Annotated in this window: 11 protein-coding genes; 6 read left to right on the forward strand and 5 right to left on the reverse strand. The window is 68.8% G+C overall.

Translation table 11 applies throughout. From position 1 onward, the window contains the following. Positions 1-167 precede the first annotated feature (167 nt). The 3 genes from BLU81_RS45275 to BLU81_RS45285 all read left to right on the forward strand — a co-directional run bounded on the left by BLU81_RS45275 (position 168) and on the right by BLU81_RS45285 (position 3,642). Positions 168-665, forward strand: coding sequence for a hypothetical protein (locus tag BLU81_RS45275; protein WP_092555649.1), 498 nt, complete (start codon positions 168-170; stop codon positions 663-665). 1,006 nt (positions 666-1,671) lie between these two features. Further along, positions 1,672-3,381, forward strand: coding sequence for a S8 family serine peptidase (locus BLU81_RS45280; RefSeq protein WP_092555651.1), 1,710 nt, complete (start codon positions 1,672-1,674; stop codon positions 3,379-3,381). Positions 3,382-3,441: 60 nt separating this feature from the next. After that, positions 3,442-3,642 carry a hypothetical protein gene (locus BLU81_RS45285; RefSeq protein ID WP_157752056.1) on the forward strand — a complete coding sequence of 67 codons (201 nt, stop codon included), beginning with the start codon at positions 3,442-3,444 and terminating at the stop codon, positions 3,640-3,642. A gap of 113 nt (positions 3,643-3,755) precedes the next feature. Here BLU81_RS45285 and lgt read toward each other — a convergent pair whose 3' ends face one another. Beyond that, positions 3,756-4,676 carry a prolipoprotein diacylglyceryl transferase gene (gene lgt / locus BLU81_RS45290; RefSeq protein ID WP_092558581.1) on the reverse strand — a complete coding sequence of 307 codons (921 nt, stop codon included), beginning with the start codon at positions 4,674-4,676 and terminating at the stop codon, positions 3,756-3,758. 358 nt (positions 4,677-5,034) lie between these two features. On the opposite strand from lgt, the gene BLU81_RS45295 reads away from it, so the two are divergent. The 3 genes from BLU81_RS45295 to BLU81_RS45310 all read left to right on the forward strand — a co-directional run bounded on the left by BLU81_RS45295 (position 5,035) and on the right by BLU81_RS45310 (position 7,818). Further along, positions 5,035-5,394 carry an STAS domain-containing protein gene (locus tag BLU81_RS45295; protein WP_092555655.1) on the forward strand — a complete coding sequence of 120 codons (360 nt, stop codon included), beginning with the start codon at positions 5,035-5,037 and terminating at the stop codon, positions 5,392-5,394. 961 nt (positions 5,395-6,355) lie between these two features. Beyond that, complete coding sequence (locus BLU81_RS45300; RefSeq protein ID WP_197686056.1) at positions 6,356-6,793, forward strand: response regulator; 438 nt, start codon at positions 6,356-6,358, stop codon at positions 6,791-6,793. A 386-nt stretch (positions 6,794-7,179) separates the two neighbouring features. Further along, positions 7,180-7,818 carry a Na+/H+ antiporter NhaA gene (locus tag BLU81_RS45310; RefSeq protein WP_373873374.1) on the forward strand — a complete coding sequence of 213 codons (639 nt, stop codon included), beginning with the start codon at positions 7,180-7,182 and terminating at the stop codon, positions 7,816-7,818. Positions 7,819-7,930: 112 nt separating this feature from the next. Here the strand turns inward: BLU81_RS45310 and BLU81_RS45315 are convergent, their stop codons facing one another. The 4 genes from BLU81_RS45315 to BLU81_RS45330 all read right to left on the reverse strand — a co-directional run bounded on the left by BLU81_RS45315 (position 7,931) and on the right by BLU81_RS45330 (position 15,249). Next, positions 7,931-9,211: a glycosyltransferase gene (locus BLU81_RS45315; RefSeq protein ID WP_092555659.1), complete on the reverse strand. Its 1,281-nt coding sequence runs from the start codon at positions 9,209-9,211 to the stop codon at positions 7,931-7,933. A 277-nt stretch (positions 9,212-9,488) separates the two neighbouring features. Further along, on the reverse strand, positions 9,489-11,123 hold the full coding sequence (locus tag BLU81_RS45320; protein ID WP_092555661.1) for an ABC transporter permease: 1,635 nt from the start codon (positions 11,121-11,123) through the stop codon (positions 9,489-9,491). After that, positions 11,120-12,013 (reverse strand): ABC transporter ATP-binding protein, encoded by an 894-nt coding sequence (locus BLU81_RS45325; protein ID WP_092555663.1) that lies wholly within the window; start codon positions 12,011-12,013, stop codon positions 11,120-11,122. Before BLU81_RS45325 ends, BLU81_RS45320 begins: the two co-directional genes overlap by 4 nt. 281 nt (positions 12,014-12,294) lie before the next feature. After that, positions 12,295-15,249, reverse strand: coding sequence for an AAA family ATPase (locus tag BLU81_RS45330; protein WP_197686057.1), 2,955 nt, complete (start codon positions 15,247-15,249; stop codon positions 12,295-12,297). Between the last annotated feature and the right edge of the window lie 98 nt (positions 15,250-15,347).

Consider the following 15,347-nt stretch of genomic DNA (forward strand, 5'->3'; position numbering starts at 1 on the left):
CATGCTCCTCTCGTGCGAGAACGAGGGCATGGTGAGGCGCGCACGTGCCACCATCGCCGCTGCCCCCGTAGCCGCGTCGACGTTGCTTGATGCGAGTGCCAGCCTGCCAAAAACATCTATAGATTTCTATTGTTGACATTGTGCGCGAAAAGGGATATCTCCTTTGTGTGGAGCTGATGCGTCGAGGCTGGCCGCTCGTCCTCGCAGGCCTGCTGGTTCTCGGTGCCAGCCTGCTGCCGTGGTTCCGCACCGGCTGGGCGGACGGGGACGGCTGGGCTACGAATTCGGCGACCGCCTGGGAGTCGTCCACCTGGTGGGCGGCAGCGGCGACCGCCTGCATGCTCGCGACCGGAGTGGGCCTGGCCGGGCTACGCCCGGGTCAATATGGGGCCGCACTACGCTGGTTCGCCGCCGGTCTCGCTGCGGGTGCCGTCGTGGTCACTGCCGTGACGTGGATGCGCCTCTCGCCACTGGACACGGGCGGCGGAATGGGCTGGTCTGCAGCCGACGCCGAGTCCCGCAACGTCGGAGACATCGTCCGAGACGATCTGGTGCTGATTCGGATTGACGGGCTCATCCAGCAGGTCGGCTGGGGTCTCTACGCCGGCCTCGCGGCCATGGTCATCCTCGCCACCGTGCTCGTCGCCCGCGCCGCGCGACATTGACGACACGTCGTGCTCGTCGGGCCGTGGCCACCATTACCCCCGCCGCCGACTTGTTGATCATCAACGCGACGATCTTCCACTCGTAGGCCAGCCGGAGTGACAGTGACTTCGCCGCGACCACCGCGCAGTCGTTCCCCCACCCGCTGCTGTTACGCAGTTGGTGGCTTCGGCGGGGCAGGTCGTCCGATAGCGCCCGAACCGGGCGAACCATCTTACCACTGTCCTGACCGGCCATGAGCCGATCCTGCCCGACGTGCCACCGGCGATGCCAGATGACTTTCACCGACCTCGAACCGCGGGTGTGTCCCGCCCGGCGACGTGGCGGGTACGCAGGAGAAGGGTTCCTTGGGTCCGGGGAGGCCAACATTCCAGGTCCTCTGGTTCGGCCTGCTTGCGGGTCGGTTGTGTAGCGGCCACCCCGCCCGGATATCGGTGAATCGGCGCGTGCGCCATGGATGCGCCGGTGTGGCCGAACTGGAGAATGCCGCGGGTTCAGCTGTCAACGGCTTTGGCGCGCCGGTCGTGGCACTGAGGCCGCTCCAGCCGCACCGTGGTGGTACGACGCCACGAGCATCTCGGCGGGCGCCGGATCACTGCGGCCGCCACCCGGCCACCCGGCCCCGTTGCCGGTCGGCGCCACACCGGAGCTCGCGACGGGTTACGGGACGTCGGCGGGCTCGAAGTGCCGAAAGAACGCGGCCGGAAGGGGCGAACAGGCCGCGAGCTGATGTGAGCGTCGCTGGCATTGACCGTTTCGGGAGTGCCGCCGGCAGCGAGATCCTCGCATCGCTTCGCGCCACCCTGACCGCGATCGCGGTCTTACCGCCCCGATCACGTCGCTGGTGCCCGCGCGGAGTAGCCCAGGGCAGCGGGATCGGCGTACCGCTGGTCCCACCGGTTGCGCGGCAACTCATCTGCAACTCGTGATCGTCTTGCCGATCGTGGTGGCCTGCCGACATTGAGGTCTCGACGATGACTGGAAGGCACAGCGAGAGTGAAGGTTCACATGCGCCGTTACGCCGTTGGTGCTCTGGCGACGGGTGTGCTGGCTGCCGTCGCCGCGTTCGCGCTGCCGTCGGGCACCACGAGCTGGGAGCCTGTCACGTACGGGCTCACCGAGAACGCGGAGCGGCTGGTACCGCAGATCGTCTCCGCGCAGCGGCCGGTGCGCGTGCTCAGCACCGCCCGTGACGCTGCCGGCCGGCCGGTCGTCACCGTCCGGCAGGTCAGCGACCGGGCCGCCGCCATCACCGCGGTCGAGGCCGGTCAGCAGGCGCCGGGGGCGATCGGTGTCGAGCTCGACGCGCCGGTGACCGCCCTCGACGCGCCTACCGGCACCGACGTCTACCGCAGCCAGCAGTGGTCGTTGGCGACCATGAACGTGGCTCAGGCCTGGCAGGCCTCCACCGGCGCCGATATCACCGTCGCGGTGATCGACACCGGCGTCGACGCCGGGCATCCGGACTTGGCCGGTCAGGTCCTGCCCGGCATCGACCTGATTGCCGGCACCGAAGGTGCCAGCACCGACCCGAACGGGCACGGCACCCACGTGGCCGGCACCATCGCCGCGGTGACCGGCAACAGCACAGGCGTCACCGCAGTCGCCCCGCACGCAAAGATCCTGCCGATCCGGGCGCTGGACGCCGACGGCTCCGGCTACATGTCCGACACCGCGACCGGCATCGTCTACGCCGCCGACCACGGCGCTCAGGTGATCAACATGTCGTTGGGCGGCACCGAATCCAGCGGCGCGGTCAGCACCGCGATCACGTACGCCCGCAGCAAAGGCGTCGTCGTGGTCGCCGCCGCCGGCAACAGCCGCGCGAACGGCAGCCCCACCTCGTACCCGGCCGCCGACGACGGAGTCATCGCGGTCGCCTCGACCACCTCCGGTGACGTGTACAGCGGCTTCTCCAACCGAGGCGACTACATCGACGTCGCAGCCCCGGGCAGCGCCATCATCAGCACCTACCCGCAGGCGTCGGGCAGCGCCTACGTGTCCATGAGCGGCACCTCGATGGCTGCCCCGCACGTCGCTGCCCTCGCCGCACTGCTCAAGGGCTACGACGGTGCGCTGACGCCCGACCAGGTCCAGCAGGCCATGCAGATCTCCGCGGTCGACCTGGGAACCACCGGCAAGGACAGTGACTACGGGTACGGCCGGGTGGATGCCGCCGCCGCACTGGCCGCGATCATCCCGGCCACCACCGACCCGGCACCGTCGACCGACCCGTCAGCCCCGGACGCTCCGCAACAGAGCATTCCGGCATCGAGCAGCCCGCCGCCCACCACGGTGGCGCCGCCACCGACCACCACAGCACCGGCGCCTGCCCCGAGCACCCCTGCCGAAACGCCAGCCCAGCCGCCCAGCGCATCCCCCACCCCCACGCCGGCTTCGCCAGCCCCCACTGTGCCCCCGGCTCCGCCCTCGCCCACCCCGACCGCGCCGGCCCCACCGTTGGTGAAGCCGGTGGTGACCGCAAACGTGAAGGCACAGACGGTCCGCTACGGCACCAAGGTCCGAGTCGTCTTCACGGTGAAGGCCGGCGGCAAGGCCTGGGCAGGTAAGACCGTCCAGGTCTGTGACCCGGCCGGCTGCAAGATGCGAACCACGTCGGCCGGCGGGGCGGTGACCAGCGACGCCTATACGGTCAAGGGCCGCTACTCGGTCTACCTCAAGGTGCCCGCCACTACCACCAGTACCGCCGTGACCTAGGCAGCGTCGACGTTCCGGGCCAGTGCTGCGGTGAGCGCCACCTGCCACAGCAAGACGGCGATGCGCGTGAAGATCACGGGCGCGGTCGGGCAGACCGTCCGGATCCAGCGTCTCTCCGGTAAGACATGGAAGACGATCAAGATCTACCGCGCGACGGCGAGCACCACGGTCAGCAGGCTGGCCATCAGGCAGAAGTACCGCGTCCTGGTCGTAGCCACCGACGCGATCGGTTCAGCGACCAGCCGGACCGTCCGACTCTGATCGGAGCCTCATCCGCGCCCCTCGGTCACACATCGAGGGGCGCGCGACGAGGGAAGAGACCATCGATTACAGATACAGGGCTTTGCCAGGCCAGGCGATGACTCGCCGGTTAGTTAGTCCCGTGGACCCGGCAGATAGGGACGACCTCCGCGGGCTCTCGCTGCTAACGGCTGAGGTCGGCTTCGCTTTCGCTGATGTGGTTTCTCGTCGGCGGCCGGGGCCGGCGCATCAGGGCCTGGTTGCCCAGGTCGGCGAGTGGCGATCAGGAAGCTCACGGCGGTGAGGAACACGATGATCGAGGTCCACACGTTGAGTCGCAGACCCAGGATGTGGTTGACGTCGTCGACCCGCAAGGACTCGATCCAGGCCCGTCCCAGGGTGTAGGCGGCGATGTACAGCGCGAACAGGCGGCCGCCGGTGAGCCGGAATCGTTTCTCTGCCCAGATGAGCAGGAAGAACACGCCGACGCACCACAGCGACTCGTACAGGAATGTCGGGTGGTAGAGGGAGATGTCGGGGGTGGTCTCGGGACGGTTGCCGGGATCGATGAGCAGCGCCCAGGGCAGGTTGGTGGGGCCGCCGAAGAGTTCCTGGTTGAAGTAGTTGCCCCATCTGCCGATGGCTTGGGCAAGAACCAGGCCGGGGGCCACCGCGCCGGCGAACGCGGCCAGCGAGATGCCGCGCCGGCGGCAGCCGATCCAGGTGCCGACGGCGCCGAGCGCGACGGCTCCCCAGATTCCGAGACCGCCTTGCCAGATGTACAGGGCTGCGACGGGGTTCCGGCCCGGCGCAAAATACAGCTGCGGGTCGGTGATCACGTGATACAGGCGGCCCCCGATGATGCCGAACGGCACCGCCCACGCCGCGACGTCGAGGACATCCTCCGCTCTACCGGATCGCGCGACCCAGCGTCGCTGAGTGATCAGCACCGCCACCACGATGCCTACCAGGATGCATAGTGCGTACGCCCTGATCGGGAACGGGCCCAGATGCCAGACCCCCTGCGACGGGCTGGGCAGATAGGCAAGACTCATCGATTCCTCCATCCGCGTTGGCGGTGTCTGCACGATCCCGGCCGCCGGCACCGATCCCCGCCGGCCAGTATCGACGGCGGAACAACCACCGCAACGTCCGGGTTCCGCAGGTGCCGGAGACTAACTGCACCATGACGAGCCGTCCCGTCCGGGGGCAGACGTCAGCACCGACTCCTACCTGGCGCGGCCACAGCGATGTGCCAGCGGCTCCGCCAGCGGATGCTTCTGCCGGGCTCGTACAAGCGGTGAGCAGCCAGCGAACGTCGGCGCACTGTGATCCTTTCGGCGCTCGTTCGTCAAAGTCGTATACGAGGCTGGTGAGAGCCGGACATCGTCACGAAGGCCGAGGGAGGACGACATGACGGGCATAGGCGCGACACCAGCGGAAGACGTTTTTGGCCGGGTGATTCCACGGATCAACGGGACCGTGGTGGAACTGCACGGTGACCTCGACCTGGCGACGATCGACATGCTGCAGGACTGCCTCACCGTCGGCGTCGAACGCGGCGGTGACATGCTCGTTGACCTGGCTGATGTCACCCTGATCGACGGTGCCGCCCTGAGCGTCCTGGTCCGGGCCGGCCGCGTCGCGCAACGCCGTGGCCAGAGGGTCCAGCTGATGGCACCGTCCTTGTTCGTCCGACGCATTCTCGCCGCTGCCGAACTCGGCGAGGCGTTCCCGGTCATCGACGACCCGAAAACGCCGGCCCCGACCTGATCGAGTCCTAGACAGACGGTGACCCGGCGTCCCCGCAAGCGGAACGTCAGCCGCCTGTTACTCCTGTCCACGACCGGTTGCGGTGACATCGTGCCGGTGTCACGTCCGGCCCGGCTGGTCGATGTCGGGGAACTCAACGGCAGCGCCACGATCACCGTGGCGGTACGGGCGCCGGAGAATGTGGCACTACTGCGTCGCGGCGGCACCACGTCGATCATCACCTCTTCGGAAGCGGCTGGGCCTACAAGCACGCAGCCCGGCCGCCATCGAGGTGATCGGCGACCTGCTGATGCTGAGAAACCGCCTACGGCTCGTCGGCCGCCCCGTGCGGCCGGCTCATGCGAGACGACCGGATCGAGGCGTTCACCGAAGGGGTGCGTTTCTTTTGGAGTGAGCTACGAACTGGTGATCATGACGGTGGCTCGACATCTCCGCTGGCCAGCGTCGTAAGCGGCGCTCGTAGATGGCGCCAGGTGGTTCGGCTCGCTGCCGGATCGGCATCGTTGCTGGCCAGGGCCTTTCCGAAGATCTCCCTCAGAAAGAAACGCACCCTCACCGAAGGCACCGGCAGGTGCAGACCCGATTCTGATCGTCACGTATGAAGTGGCCCTGACCCTGCTTCTCGGGAGAATCGTGTGGGGGTTCCTGGCAGCTGGCACCCCCACACGTACATAAGGAGTGTTCAGCTCGGCAACGATCTTGACCGCCGGACTTGACGATATCTACTCGGAACCATGTCGATCGCATGTCGTGCGCCGTCCGCGGCCACTCATGACAGTCTCATGACATCTGACGGCTGCACGGCCCGCCTGAACGGCGTCAGGTAACGCCCGACAAACGCGTTATCCCTGTTCACGATGGTGGCTGAGCGGTGTGGCTCGGAACGGTGTGGCGGCTGACGGGGATCAGGTCATCCTTACGATTCCTTCGGTACGGCGAACGTGTCAGGAGAGGAGGGGGAGTGAGCCGCGGCAGCGAATACGTCGAGATACTGATCGTGCAGGACGACCCCGCAGAGGCCCTGCTGATGCGTGAGGAATTCGGCGATCACCGGCTCGTCAACCGGGTCCAGGTGGTGCACGACGCTCCACGTGCCCTCGCGTACCTCGACGGCGATCTGCCATTCACGGAGCCGGCCGTTCCAGACCTGGTCTTGCTGGACGTCAACCTTCCTGGTCGTGACGGGCGGGTGGTGCTGCGCCATCTGCGTGCCCGGCCGGCGACCCGCAACGTTCCGGTCATCCTGCTGACCGACTCGCCGGCGGCTGAACGGATTCTCCGGGCGGAGTTCCTGCCAGTTCAGGGCTACGCGACCAAGCCGGTCGACTTCGCCTGCCTGGTGGCGGTGGTCAGGTCCATCGAAACGCTCGGCTTCCAGGTGTGGCGTCCCGCGTCATAGCCCGGGTCAGCCGGTGGCGGCAGGGTTCCAACGGTGCGCCGGGAAGTCTGGCCGGCAACTGTCCTCCCTGCTCACGGCCGGGGTTCTGTTGATGCTGCTCGCCATCGCCAGTGTTCTTCTCCCGGCGGTCCTGGTGTCGGCCATCACCGGGCGGGCCATCCTGTCCACCGCGGCCCTGTTCCTCCCTGGCCGTCGCCGCCGGCTCCGACGACTGCATCTGGGCGAGCCGGCCGTGGAACTGTCGGTGGGCCTGATCATCGGTGTGGTCGCGGCGATCCTGCTGAAACGCAGCGGGTTCTTCGCCGCCTCCTCGGTCTCCGGGTGCTCACCGGTCTCGCCGTCGGGCTGTCGGTGCTGGCCGTCGGGCAGGCAACCCACGCCAACGTATGTTCCTGGCCGCGTTCGCCGTCGGTATCACGGTGGCCACGTTCGGAACATGCCAGAGGTTCGCTGTGCCGGTACTTCGCAGCAGTCAAGCCGGTGGCGCGGAGGCCAGCCCGGGGCTGGCGGAACATTTCGAGCATCGGTTCCGGCCGATCTCCGCCGGGGTGGCCGTGCCGGTGTTCGCGTTCATGTCGGCCGGGGTGGCGGTCGGCGGCGTCGACGGTCTGGGTTCGGCCCTGACCGACCCGGTGGCGGTCGGCATCGTGGTCGGGTTGATCGTCGGTAAGCCGGTGGGTATCACCGCGGCGACGTGGCTGGTCACCCGGTTCACTCGGGCGAAGATGGATGCCGGGTTCGCGTGGATCGACGTGCTCGGTCTGGCGGTGCTGGCCGGTATCGGGTTCACGGTGTCGCTGCTGATCGGGGAGCTGGCATTCGGTGCCGGTAGCGACCGGGACGATCACGTGAAGGTCGCGGTGCTGGCCGGCTCGCTGGGAGCTGCGCTGCTGGCAACGGTGATCCTGCGGCTGCGTAACCGCACTTACCGGCGTATCCACGAGGCGGAGACCGCCGACGCCGACCGCGACGACATCCCGGACGTGTACCAGCAGCCGGCAGTGATCCGGCCCGAGGGCACCTGAACAGTTCGGGGCGCCTTTCGAGGTCCGCCACCGGTGACGTCTGACGATCATCGGTGGCGCGGTGGCGGGGACACTGCTGATACGTCACCGGGCCATGTTTGAGGCCCCGGGTTCACCGGTGTTCGCCGGCGAGCTGTTCCAGCATGGCCGCTGCTGTCGCGACCCCGTTCTCGGCTCGAACCTGCTCGCCGAGCCGGCGAGCGGCGGTGATCATCGCCGGGTCGTCGATAGCTTGGCGGATGGCGGCGGCCAGCCTCGGCACGGTCAGGTGCCGCAGATTGATCGGCTCCGGCGCGACGCCCAACTGGTGCATCCTGGAGCCCCAGAACGGCTGGTCGGCGACGAACGGGCACACCACCTGCGGCCGGCCTGCGCGGACCGCGGCGGCGGTGGTTCCTGCTCCGCCGTGGTGCACGATCACCGCTGATCGGGGGAACACCGTCTCGTGGGGTACGTCCCCGGCCAGGAACGTGTCCGGACCCGGGGTCTGCTGGAGTCCGCCCCAGCCGCCGGCGAGGATGCCGTGTACGCGGGCCATTCGCAATGCCTGCACCACCTGCTCGGTCGTGGCTTTCGGATCCGGTCCCGCCATGCTCCCGAACCCGACGAAGACCACCGGCTGGCCGTCACCGCCGGTCAGGTGCGGGCCGTCAGGAGCAGCGATGTGTGCGGTGGCGGTGGTGTCGACGAACCAGTAGCCCGTGATGTGGGCCGTCGGCGGCCAGTCAGCCGGACGCGGTATGACCGCCGGGCTCACTGCGTGCAGCACCGATGCCGGTGTCCCGTCCGGGCGTCGCGACGGATCGTGCCGGCTCCGTCGGCGCGGCAGGCCGAGCCCGGACCGCCACCGATCCACCGTGCGGCCGAACATCAGCGCCGGGGCTTTCATCCCCGCATAGGTGAGACGGTTGACCGGCGCGGGCAGCCACGACGGCAGTTGTTGACCGGGCCACGGGAACTCCCGGGTAGGGACGTACATCGGCATCGGTAGAGCCAGAACCGCCGGGATGTCCAGCTTCTCCGCGATGTGCTGCCCGGCCATGACCTGACCGTTGTGCACGATGATGTCGGCGCGCGCGCCGGGTCCGGTCGAGGCCGCCTGCCAGCAGTCGTCGAGTACCCGTGTGAACATCGCCGGCATCCGCCGTATCAGTGCCAGTTTCGCGCCGATGCCACCGGTGGCGACATCACCGACCGCCGTTCCGGTGTCGAGTAGCCGCAGCGGGCCGTCGTCGATACCTGCGAATGTCACTCCGTGGCCTTCGACCAGGCTGGTGAAACGGTGGGGAGCCGCCACCACTGCCTCATGGCCGCGTTGCCCCAGTTGTTGGGCCAGTGCTACGAATGGTTGTACGTCGCCGCGAGTGCCCAGCGTCAACACCAGGACCTTCATCGAACGTCTCCCGTCGATGTGCCATGCCTGCCGCGGGGCGGTCCTTCCGCGGGACGTCGGTTTCCCGGCCCGCGGCACGACCACTTCGTGCTCGGTTGTCGGCGTGTCGGCGGAGAATGAACGATGGCGACGACGGTCAGCGTGACGACAGCGAAGATCGTGTAGTACGGCATGGGCACCGCCAGGATCGAGGCGGCGAGTGCTGAGCAGAGGCAACCGAGGGCGCTGGCGGCTCGGCGGTGTCGCAGCAGGAGACGGCGGGTCTGGTTCGGTTCGCTCATGACCGCAGATCCCGCCGCTGGTACCCGGCCAGGCCGGCGACGGTCAGCACGGCGGCGATACCGAGCATCACCGTCGTCGCGGTCCAGTCGGTGTCGGCGAGCGGCACGGGCGCGAGGTGCGCGTACGGCGACAGGTCACGCACCCACCCTGGTGCGGCGATGCTGTCGGCGATGACCAACAGCAGGAATCCGCCGGTGGCGGGAAGCGCACCGACGACACCGGCCCAGCGGGGCGCCCAGCCGGTGGCGAAGACGGCGGTGCCGAGGCTCAGACCCACGATCGGCAGGACGTTCCACACCCCGGTCAGCGCCTCGCCCGGGCTGAAGTCGCCGCCGGTCACGGCGACACCGGCCCAGGTCGCCAAACCGGCTGCGGTCACCAGGACGACGGCGGCGCCGGCGGTAGCCGCGATGTCCGCACCGATCAGCCGGTTCCGGCTGATCGGTGCGGCGGCCAGCATCACCAGCCGCCGGTCCGTTTCAGCGGCGACGAAAGCGCCCATCCGTACGGCGGCGAAACCGCTGGCGGGCATGGCGAGGATGGCGAACAGGGTCGCGGAGATCCCGGCGATGCTGCCCAGTTCGGCGAACCCGGCCTGGCCGGCCTGGCCGGCCAGCGCCGGGTTGTCGGCGAGGAATCCGGTGATCGACACGGCGGTCAGGCCGATGAGCAGGTAGTAGGCGCCGATCCCGATAGTCCAGCCGGTCAGCGGCCGCAGCACCCGGCGCACCGCGAACGCCTCCACGCTGCCGAGGAGCCCGAGCCGTGGACGCCGGGCCGGACTCGCCGCGACCAGACCCTCACGCACCTCCCGCCGGCCGGCGACCGCCAAAGCACCTACGGCAAGGACCGCGGCCGCGACGAGCAGAAGCATGAGTGGAACGACACGGTCCTGGACGTAGGGGCCGCTGAGGGCGAGCAGACCGAACGGCGACAGCCATCGAAGCCAGCCCAGTTCGGTGACGCCGTCGCCGATCATGCGGGCCAGCAGACCGACCCCGAGGACTACGATCGCGGAGCCGGTCGCCGGCGTGCGACTCGGGAACACCTGTGCGGCCAGCGCGGCGACCGCGACGAAGAACACGCCGAGCAGAGCTGTTCCGGCGCCGTGGACCACAGCTCCCGGCGCGGCGGTTCCCGACGCCAGCAGGATGACGGTGATCGCCGCACCGGCGGCGACCGGCACAGCGGCGACGGCCGCTAAGTGGCGGATCAGCACCGCGCGCAGGGGAATGATCCCGGCCAGCAGCATGTCCCACCGGCCGGCATCCTCCTCGCCGCGCGTGACGCGGGTGGTGGCCAGAACCGACCACGCCGCCAGCAGTACGGTGAGGAACGTGCCGACCCGCCACACGGTGAATCCGCCCGCCGTGTCCAGTCCGACGGGTGGACCGAACAGCGTCCGGATGGCGGGGTTCCCGGCGAGTGCCTGCAAGCTCCCGACCGCCGCGGGATCGGCCATCACCTGGGCGTAGGTGGCCGCGACCAGCGCTGTCACGCCACCGCTCAGGGCCACGACGATGAGTCCACCCCGGCGTACCTGCCGGACCGCCAGCCGGGTGACCGCGCGGCCCGGGGCGGACGCGGTCTGCCGTACAGCGGCGGTGGGGGAGACCGCGGCGATGCTCATCGGGCCGACTCCGTCCCGTAGAAGTCCAGGAAGATCTCCTCGAGGCTCGGCTCGCGGACCGTGAGGGCGGTGACGTCCGCGGCGGCGAGCGCTTGCAGTGCGGCAGTGGGCGCACCGGTGAGGGTGAATCGCAGCCGGCCGTCGCCGGTCGCCTCGACCGTCTCGACGCCGGGGATCGCGGACAACCGTGGCGTGGCGCCGGTGTAGGTGACGGTCACCTCGGAGCGGTGCAGGCCGCGGAGGCGGTCGATGGTGGCGACCTCGGCGAGCCGGCCGGTACGAAGAATTCCGACCCGGTCGCAGACCGCATCGACCTCGGCGAGCTGGTGGGAGCTGAGGAACACGGTCTGCCCACGGTCACGGGCCTGCCCGACGGCGGTGCGGAACTCGCGTTCCATCAGCGGGTCCAGGCCGCTGGTCGGTTCGTCGAGCACCAGCAGTGGCGCCCGGGTGGCGAACGCCGCGATCAGCGCCACCTTCTGCCGGTTGCCGGTCGAATAGGTCCGGGCCGGTTTCGACGGGTCCAGCGCGAACCGTTCGACCAACTCGGCCCGATAGGCCAGGTCGGTGCCGGGACCGGTCTGTGCCTGCAGGTGCAGGATCTCCGTACCGGTCAGCTGCGGCCACAGCGCGACGTCGGCGGGCACGTACGCCAGCAGGCGGTGTGCCCGGACGACGTCGGCGGCCTCGATGTCGAAGATCCACGCCTGCCCCGCGGTAGGGCGCGCCAGGCCGAGCAGCAGCCGGATGGTGGTGGATTTACCGGCGCCGTTCGGGCCGAGGAAACCGAACACCTCCCCGGCCGGCACGTCGAGCGTCAGGTCGTCGAGGGCGGTCAGGGAGCCGTATCGTTTGGTGAGGTTTCTTGCGCGCAGCGCCGACTGGCTCATCGGGAAGTCCTTTTCGGGGTCGTGTGGATATGACCGCCGACCAGACTTCCCGGCACACCTGAGATTGACCGTACTCCATCGCTGCACCGGTGGACAGCCGCCCCCCAGGGCCACGCGGGTCGGCACGGGCGTTGGCTTGTGCGCGGCACCTGCTGACGGTGGGACATGTCGCCGGTGTTCGTGCCAGCCTGCGGTTCCTCGTCGGTCTGCGCGGTGGGCTCGCCACCGAAAGCATCTGTCCGGCGCCGCCGGTCCGGAGTCTGATCCGAGGGAGTTCGACCTCAGGAGAGTTGTTCCAGGAGCCGGGCGACGTGTCGTTGGACCAGCACGAAGCCGAATCGCGCTGCGGTTCTGTGTGCTTCGGCCGCCATGGCGCGTGCCCTGCCGGGCGCGGCTCCGGAGAGGGCCTCCGCATAGGCGAGCTGTGTGCGGGTAACGAACAGAGGCGCTCGTAGCCGGCGGTTGACGGTGAGGGCGAGTTCGTAGGCGGCGGCCGCCTCCTGCTTCCGGCCAAGGGTTGCGAGTGTGCGGCCCAGTCCGTAGGCGATGGAGCCCTCGGTGGTGGCGCCGGTGCTGGCGACCTGCTCCTGCCATCGGCTGAGGACTGGCAGGATCCGGGCGGCGGGCTCGGGCAAGGCAAGCGTATGGCAGACATCGGCCCACAGCATCAGGGCCGTGGACCAGAACTGAGGTGCGCCGCCGTCTGAGGCGTCGAAGGCCTCGGCGAGCGCCCGGGCCTCCGTTTTTCTTCCGAGTTCGCACCATACGTAGGCGAGGGCGGCGTGGAAGACCAGCAGCCCCGGGTTCTCCTGAACGACCTGTTCGAGGGCATCGACCGTTTCGGTGAGGCGGTCCTGGGCTCGGCGGATCTGAAACATCTGGCCGGCGAAGCCGAAGAACGCCTCCGGTTGCCCGGTGGCGGCACCGAGCTCGAAGCCAGCCGTGGCGACGGACTCGGCCCCTTCCAGGTCGCCGTCCAGGAACAGGTGCAGAGAGTCGGTTTGAGAGGTGGTCCAGCGGACGAACGGTTCCGGGCTGTTCGCTGCGAAAGAGCCCAGAATCAGCCTCTCCCGGTCCATGGCGTCGCGATCACCGAGCTGAAGTTCGATCTCGTGCTGGGACATCGCGAGTATGCCGCGCAGCCGCGCGTCGCCGGTGGTTTCCGCGGCGGCGAGACCTTCGGGCAGCAATCGTGCCCGCGGCCTGAGGACGTCGGGAGTGCGCAGTGCGCTCTGGGCAAGGCTCACCACTTCCGCGATGATGCGGGCCTCGCCGACCTCACGGGCGAGCGCTATTGCCCGGGTAGCCACCGGCTCGACCTGTTCCTCGGGTGCGCCGTGCAGCTCGATGGCGAGAATCGCATGAAGGAGAGCACCGTCGGGCCCGCCGGGTCGTACCGCTATCGCCCGGCGCAGGACCTCGACCCGCTCGTCGTCGATCGATCCGAACACGCTGACGTCGCCGCGATTGTTGGCAAGCGCCGCACGGACGAGCAGATCGCCGTGGTGCAACTCGGCGGCGAGGCGACCTGCTCCGAGAAGTGTTTCGCGATGCGCCGGGTCGCCGATCTGGCGTTGGGCGGTCCCGAGGCCGACCAGGATTTCGCAGCGCTGCGCCGGGTCATCGTCGAGAAGGAAGTCGAGGGCCTGGCGGTACCAGGTGACGGCTTCGTCCGGCGCGAGGTGGGACAGCGCATAGTCGCCCGCCGACTGGGCGTACTGTGCGGCCTTTCCGCGGTTGTACGGGGTGACGGCGTGGATCCAGTGGTGAGCGATCTCGCCTGCACGTTCGCCCGGATCGGCACCGCATCGTCGCTCCAGCGCCACCGCGACCGCCTGATGGCCGAACGCGCGTACCGTCGGGCTGAGCTGCGTGTACAGGGCATGGGCGACGATGGCGTGGGTGAACGCGAAGCGGCCGCCGGCGTCGAGGATGAGTGCGTTGGCGACGGCGGGCTCGAGCCGTCCCAGCGTTTGGAGGGGGCCCTCGCCGAGCAGTTCGGAAAGCAGATCGAGTTCGAAGTCACGGCCGACGACCGAAGCCGTGTCGAGTGCCCTGCGGGTTTCGGGACCGAGTCGCTGGACGCGGCTGCTGACGACCTCCCGCACACTGGTGGGTAACCCGTGGCTTCCCAGCCGGGTCGGAGCTGTCCAACGGCCGTCGGCGCGTTGCCTGATCGCTCCTGTCTCGCCGAGATGACGCAGGATCTCGGTGACGAAGAACGGGTTGCCTTCGGTCTCGGCCCGCAGCAGGTCACGTAACACGAGTCCGTCGCGGTCCATCTCGTGGCCGGCTACGTCCTCCAGAAGACGGAGCAGCTCGCTGTCATCGAGTCCGTCCAACGCCAGCCGGGTGGTGCCGGGCTCACGATGAGTCGCCGACAGCAGTCCGGTCAGCGGATGTGACGCGTCGATGTCGGAGTCCCGAAACGTCGCGAGCACCAGAACCGGCGTGGCCAATGCCCTCTCGACCAGATGGCGCAGCAGGGCGAGCGTCTGCACGTCCGCCCAATGTAGATCGTCGAGTATCACCAGCGCGGGCTTTCCCCGCGCGGCAATGGCGTCGAGGACGCCGACGACCGAACTGTAGAGCGCGAAGCGTGCCGAGTCCGAATCGAGGTCTGCCGCTTCGGTTACGCCCAGCAGCGGTGCGATCGCCGCCTGGTGGCCGGCGACGGCATCGGGCAGATGCCGGTAGAGGCTCAGCAGCACCTCGCGCCAAGGCTGATAGGGGACGGACAGTTCCTGGTCGCAGCGCCCGTACAACACCGTGGCATCCCGGTGCGCCGAGGCTGCGAACACCGAACACAGCGTCGTCTTGCCGATCCCCGCTTCCCCGCTGACCAACGCGAGTCGACGCTGCTGCGAGGCGACGACCTGCTTCCATAGATGCTTTAGTACCGTGCGTTCGTGCTCCCGGCCGGCGAACCCCAGGCCCGTCGGCATCGCCAACCGCTCCGGCAGGGGTAGTTCGCGATCAGCCTCCAGACCGTCCGTCGCCTGGTCGACCGTGCCGATGAACTGATAACCACGGCGGTGCACGGTCCGGATCAGGCGTTGTTCCTTGCCGGTGTCACCGATCGCCACCCGAACCGCACGAAGCGCTGTGGTGACCGAGGCCTCGCTGACGAAGCGATCACCCCACACCGAGTCGAGGAGTTCCTCCTTGGACACCACTCGATCACGGTTCGTGATCAGATGAAAGAGGACGTTGAACGCTCGAGGCTCGAGCGGCACCCGCTTACCAGCGCACCGGAGCTCGAAGAGGCGGGGGTGAAGCTCGAACCCTGCGAAACGGTAGGACGCCCCGGGCACGAGCGTAATCGTACAGGTCA

Source organism: Actinoplanes derwentensis, from assembly GCF_900104725.1.
Lineage (GTDB): Bacteria > Actinomycetota > Actinomycetes > Mycobacteriales > Micromonosporaceae > Actinoplanes > Actinoplanes derwentensis.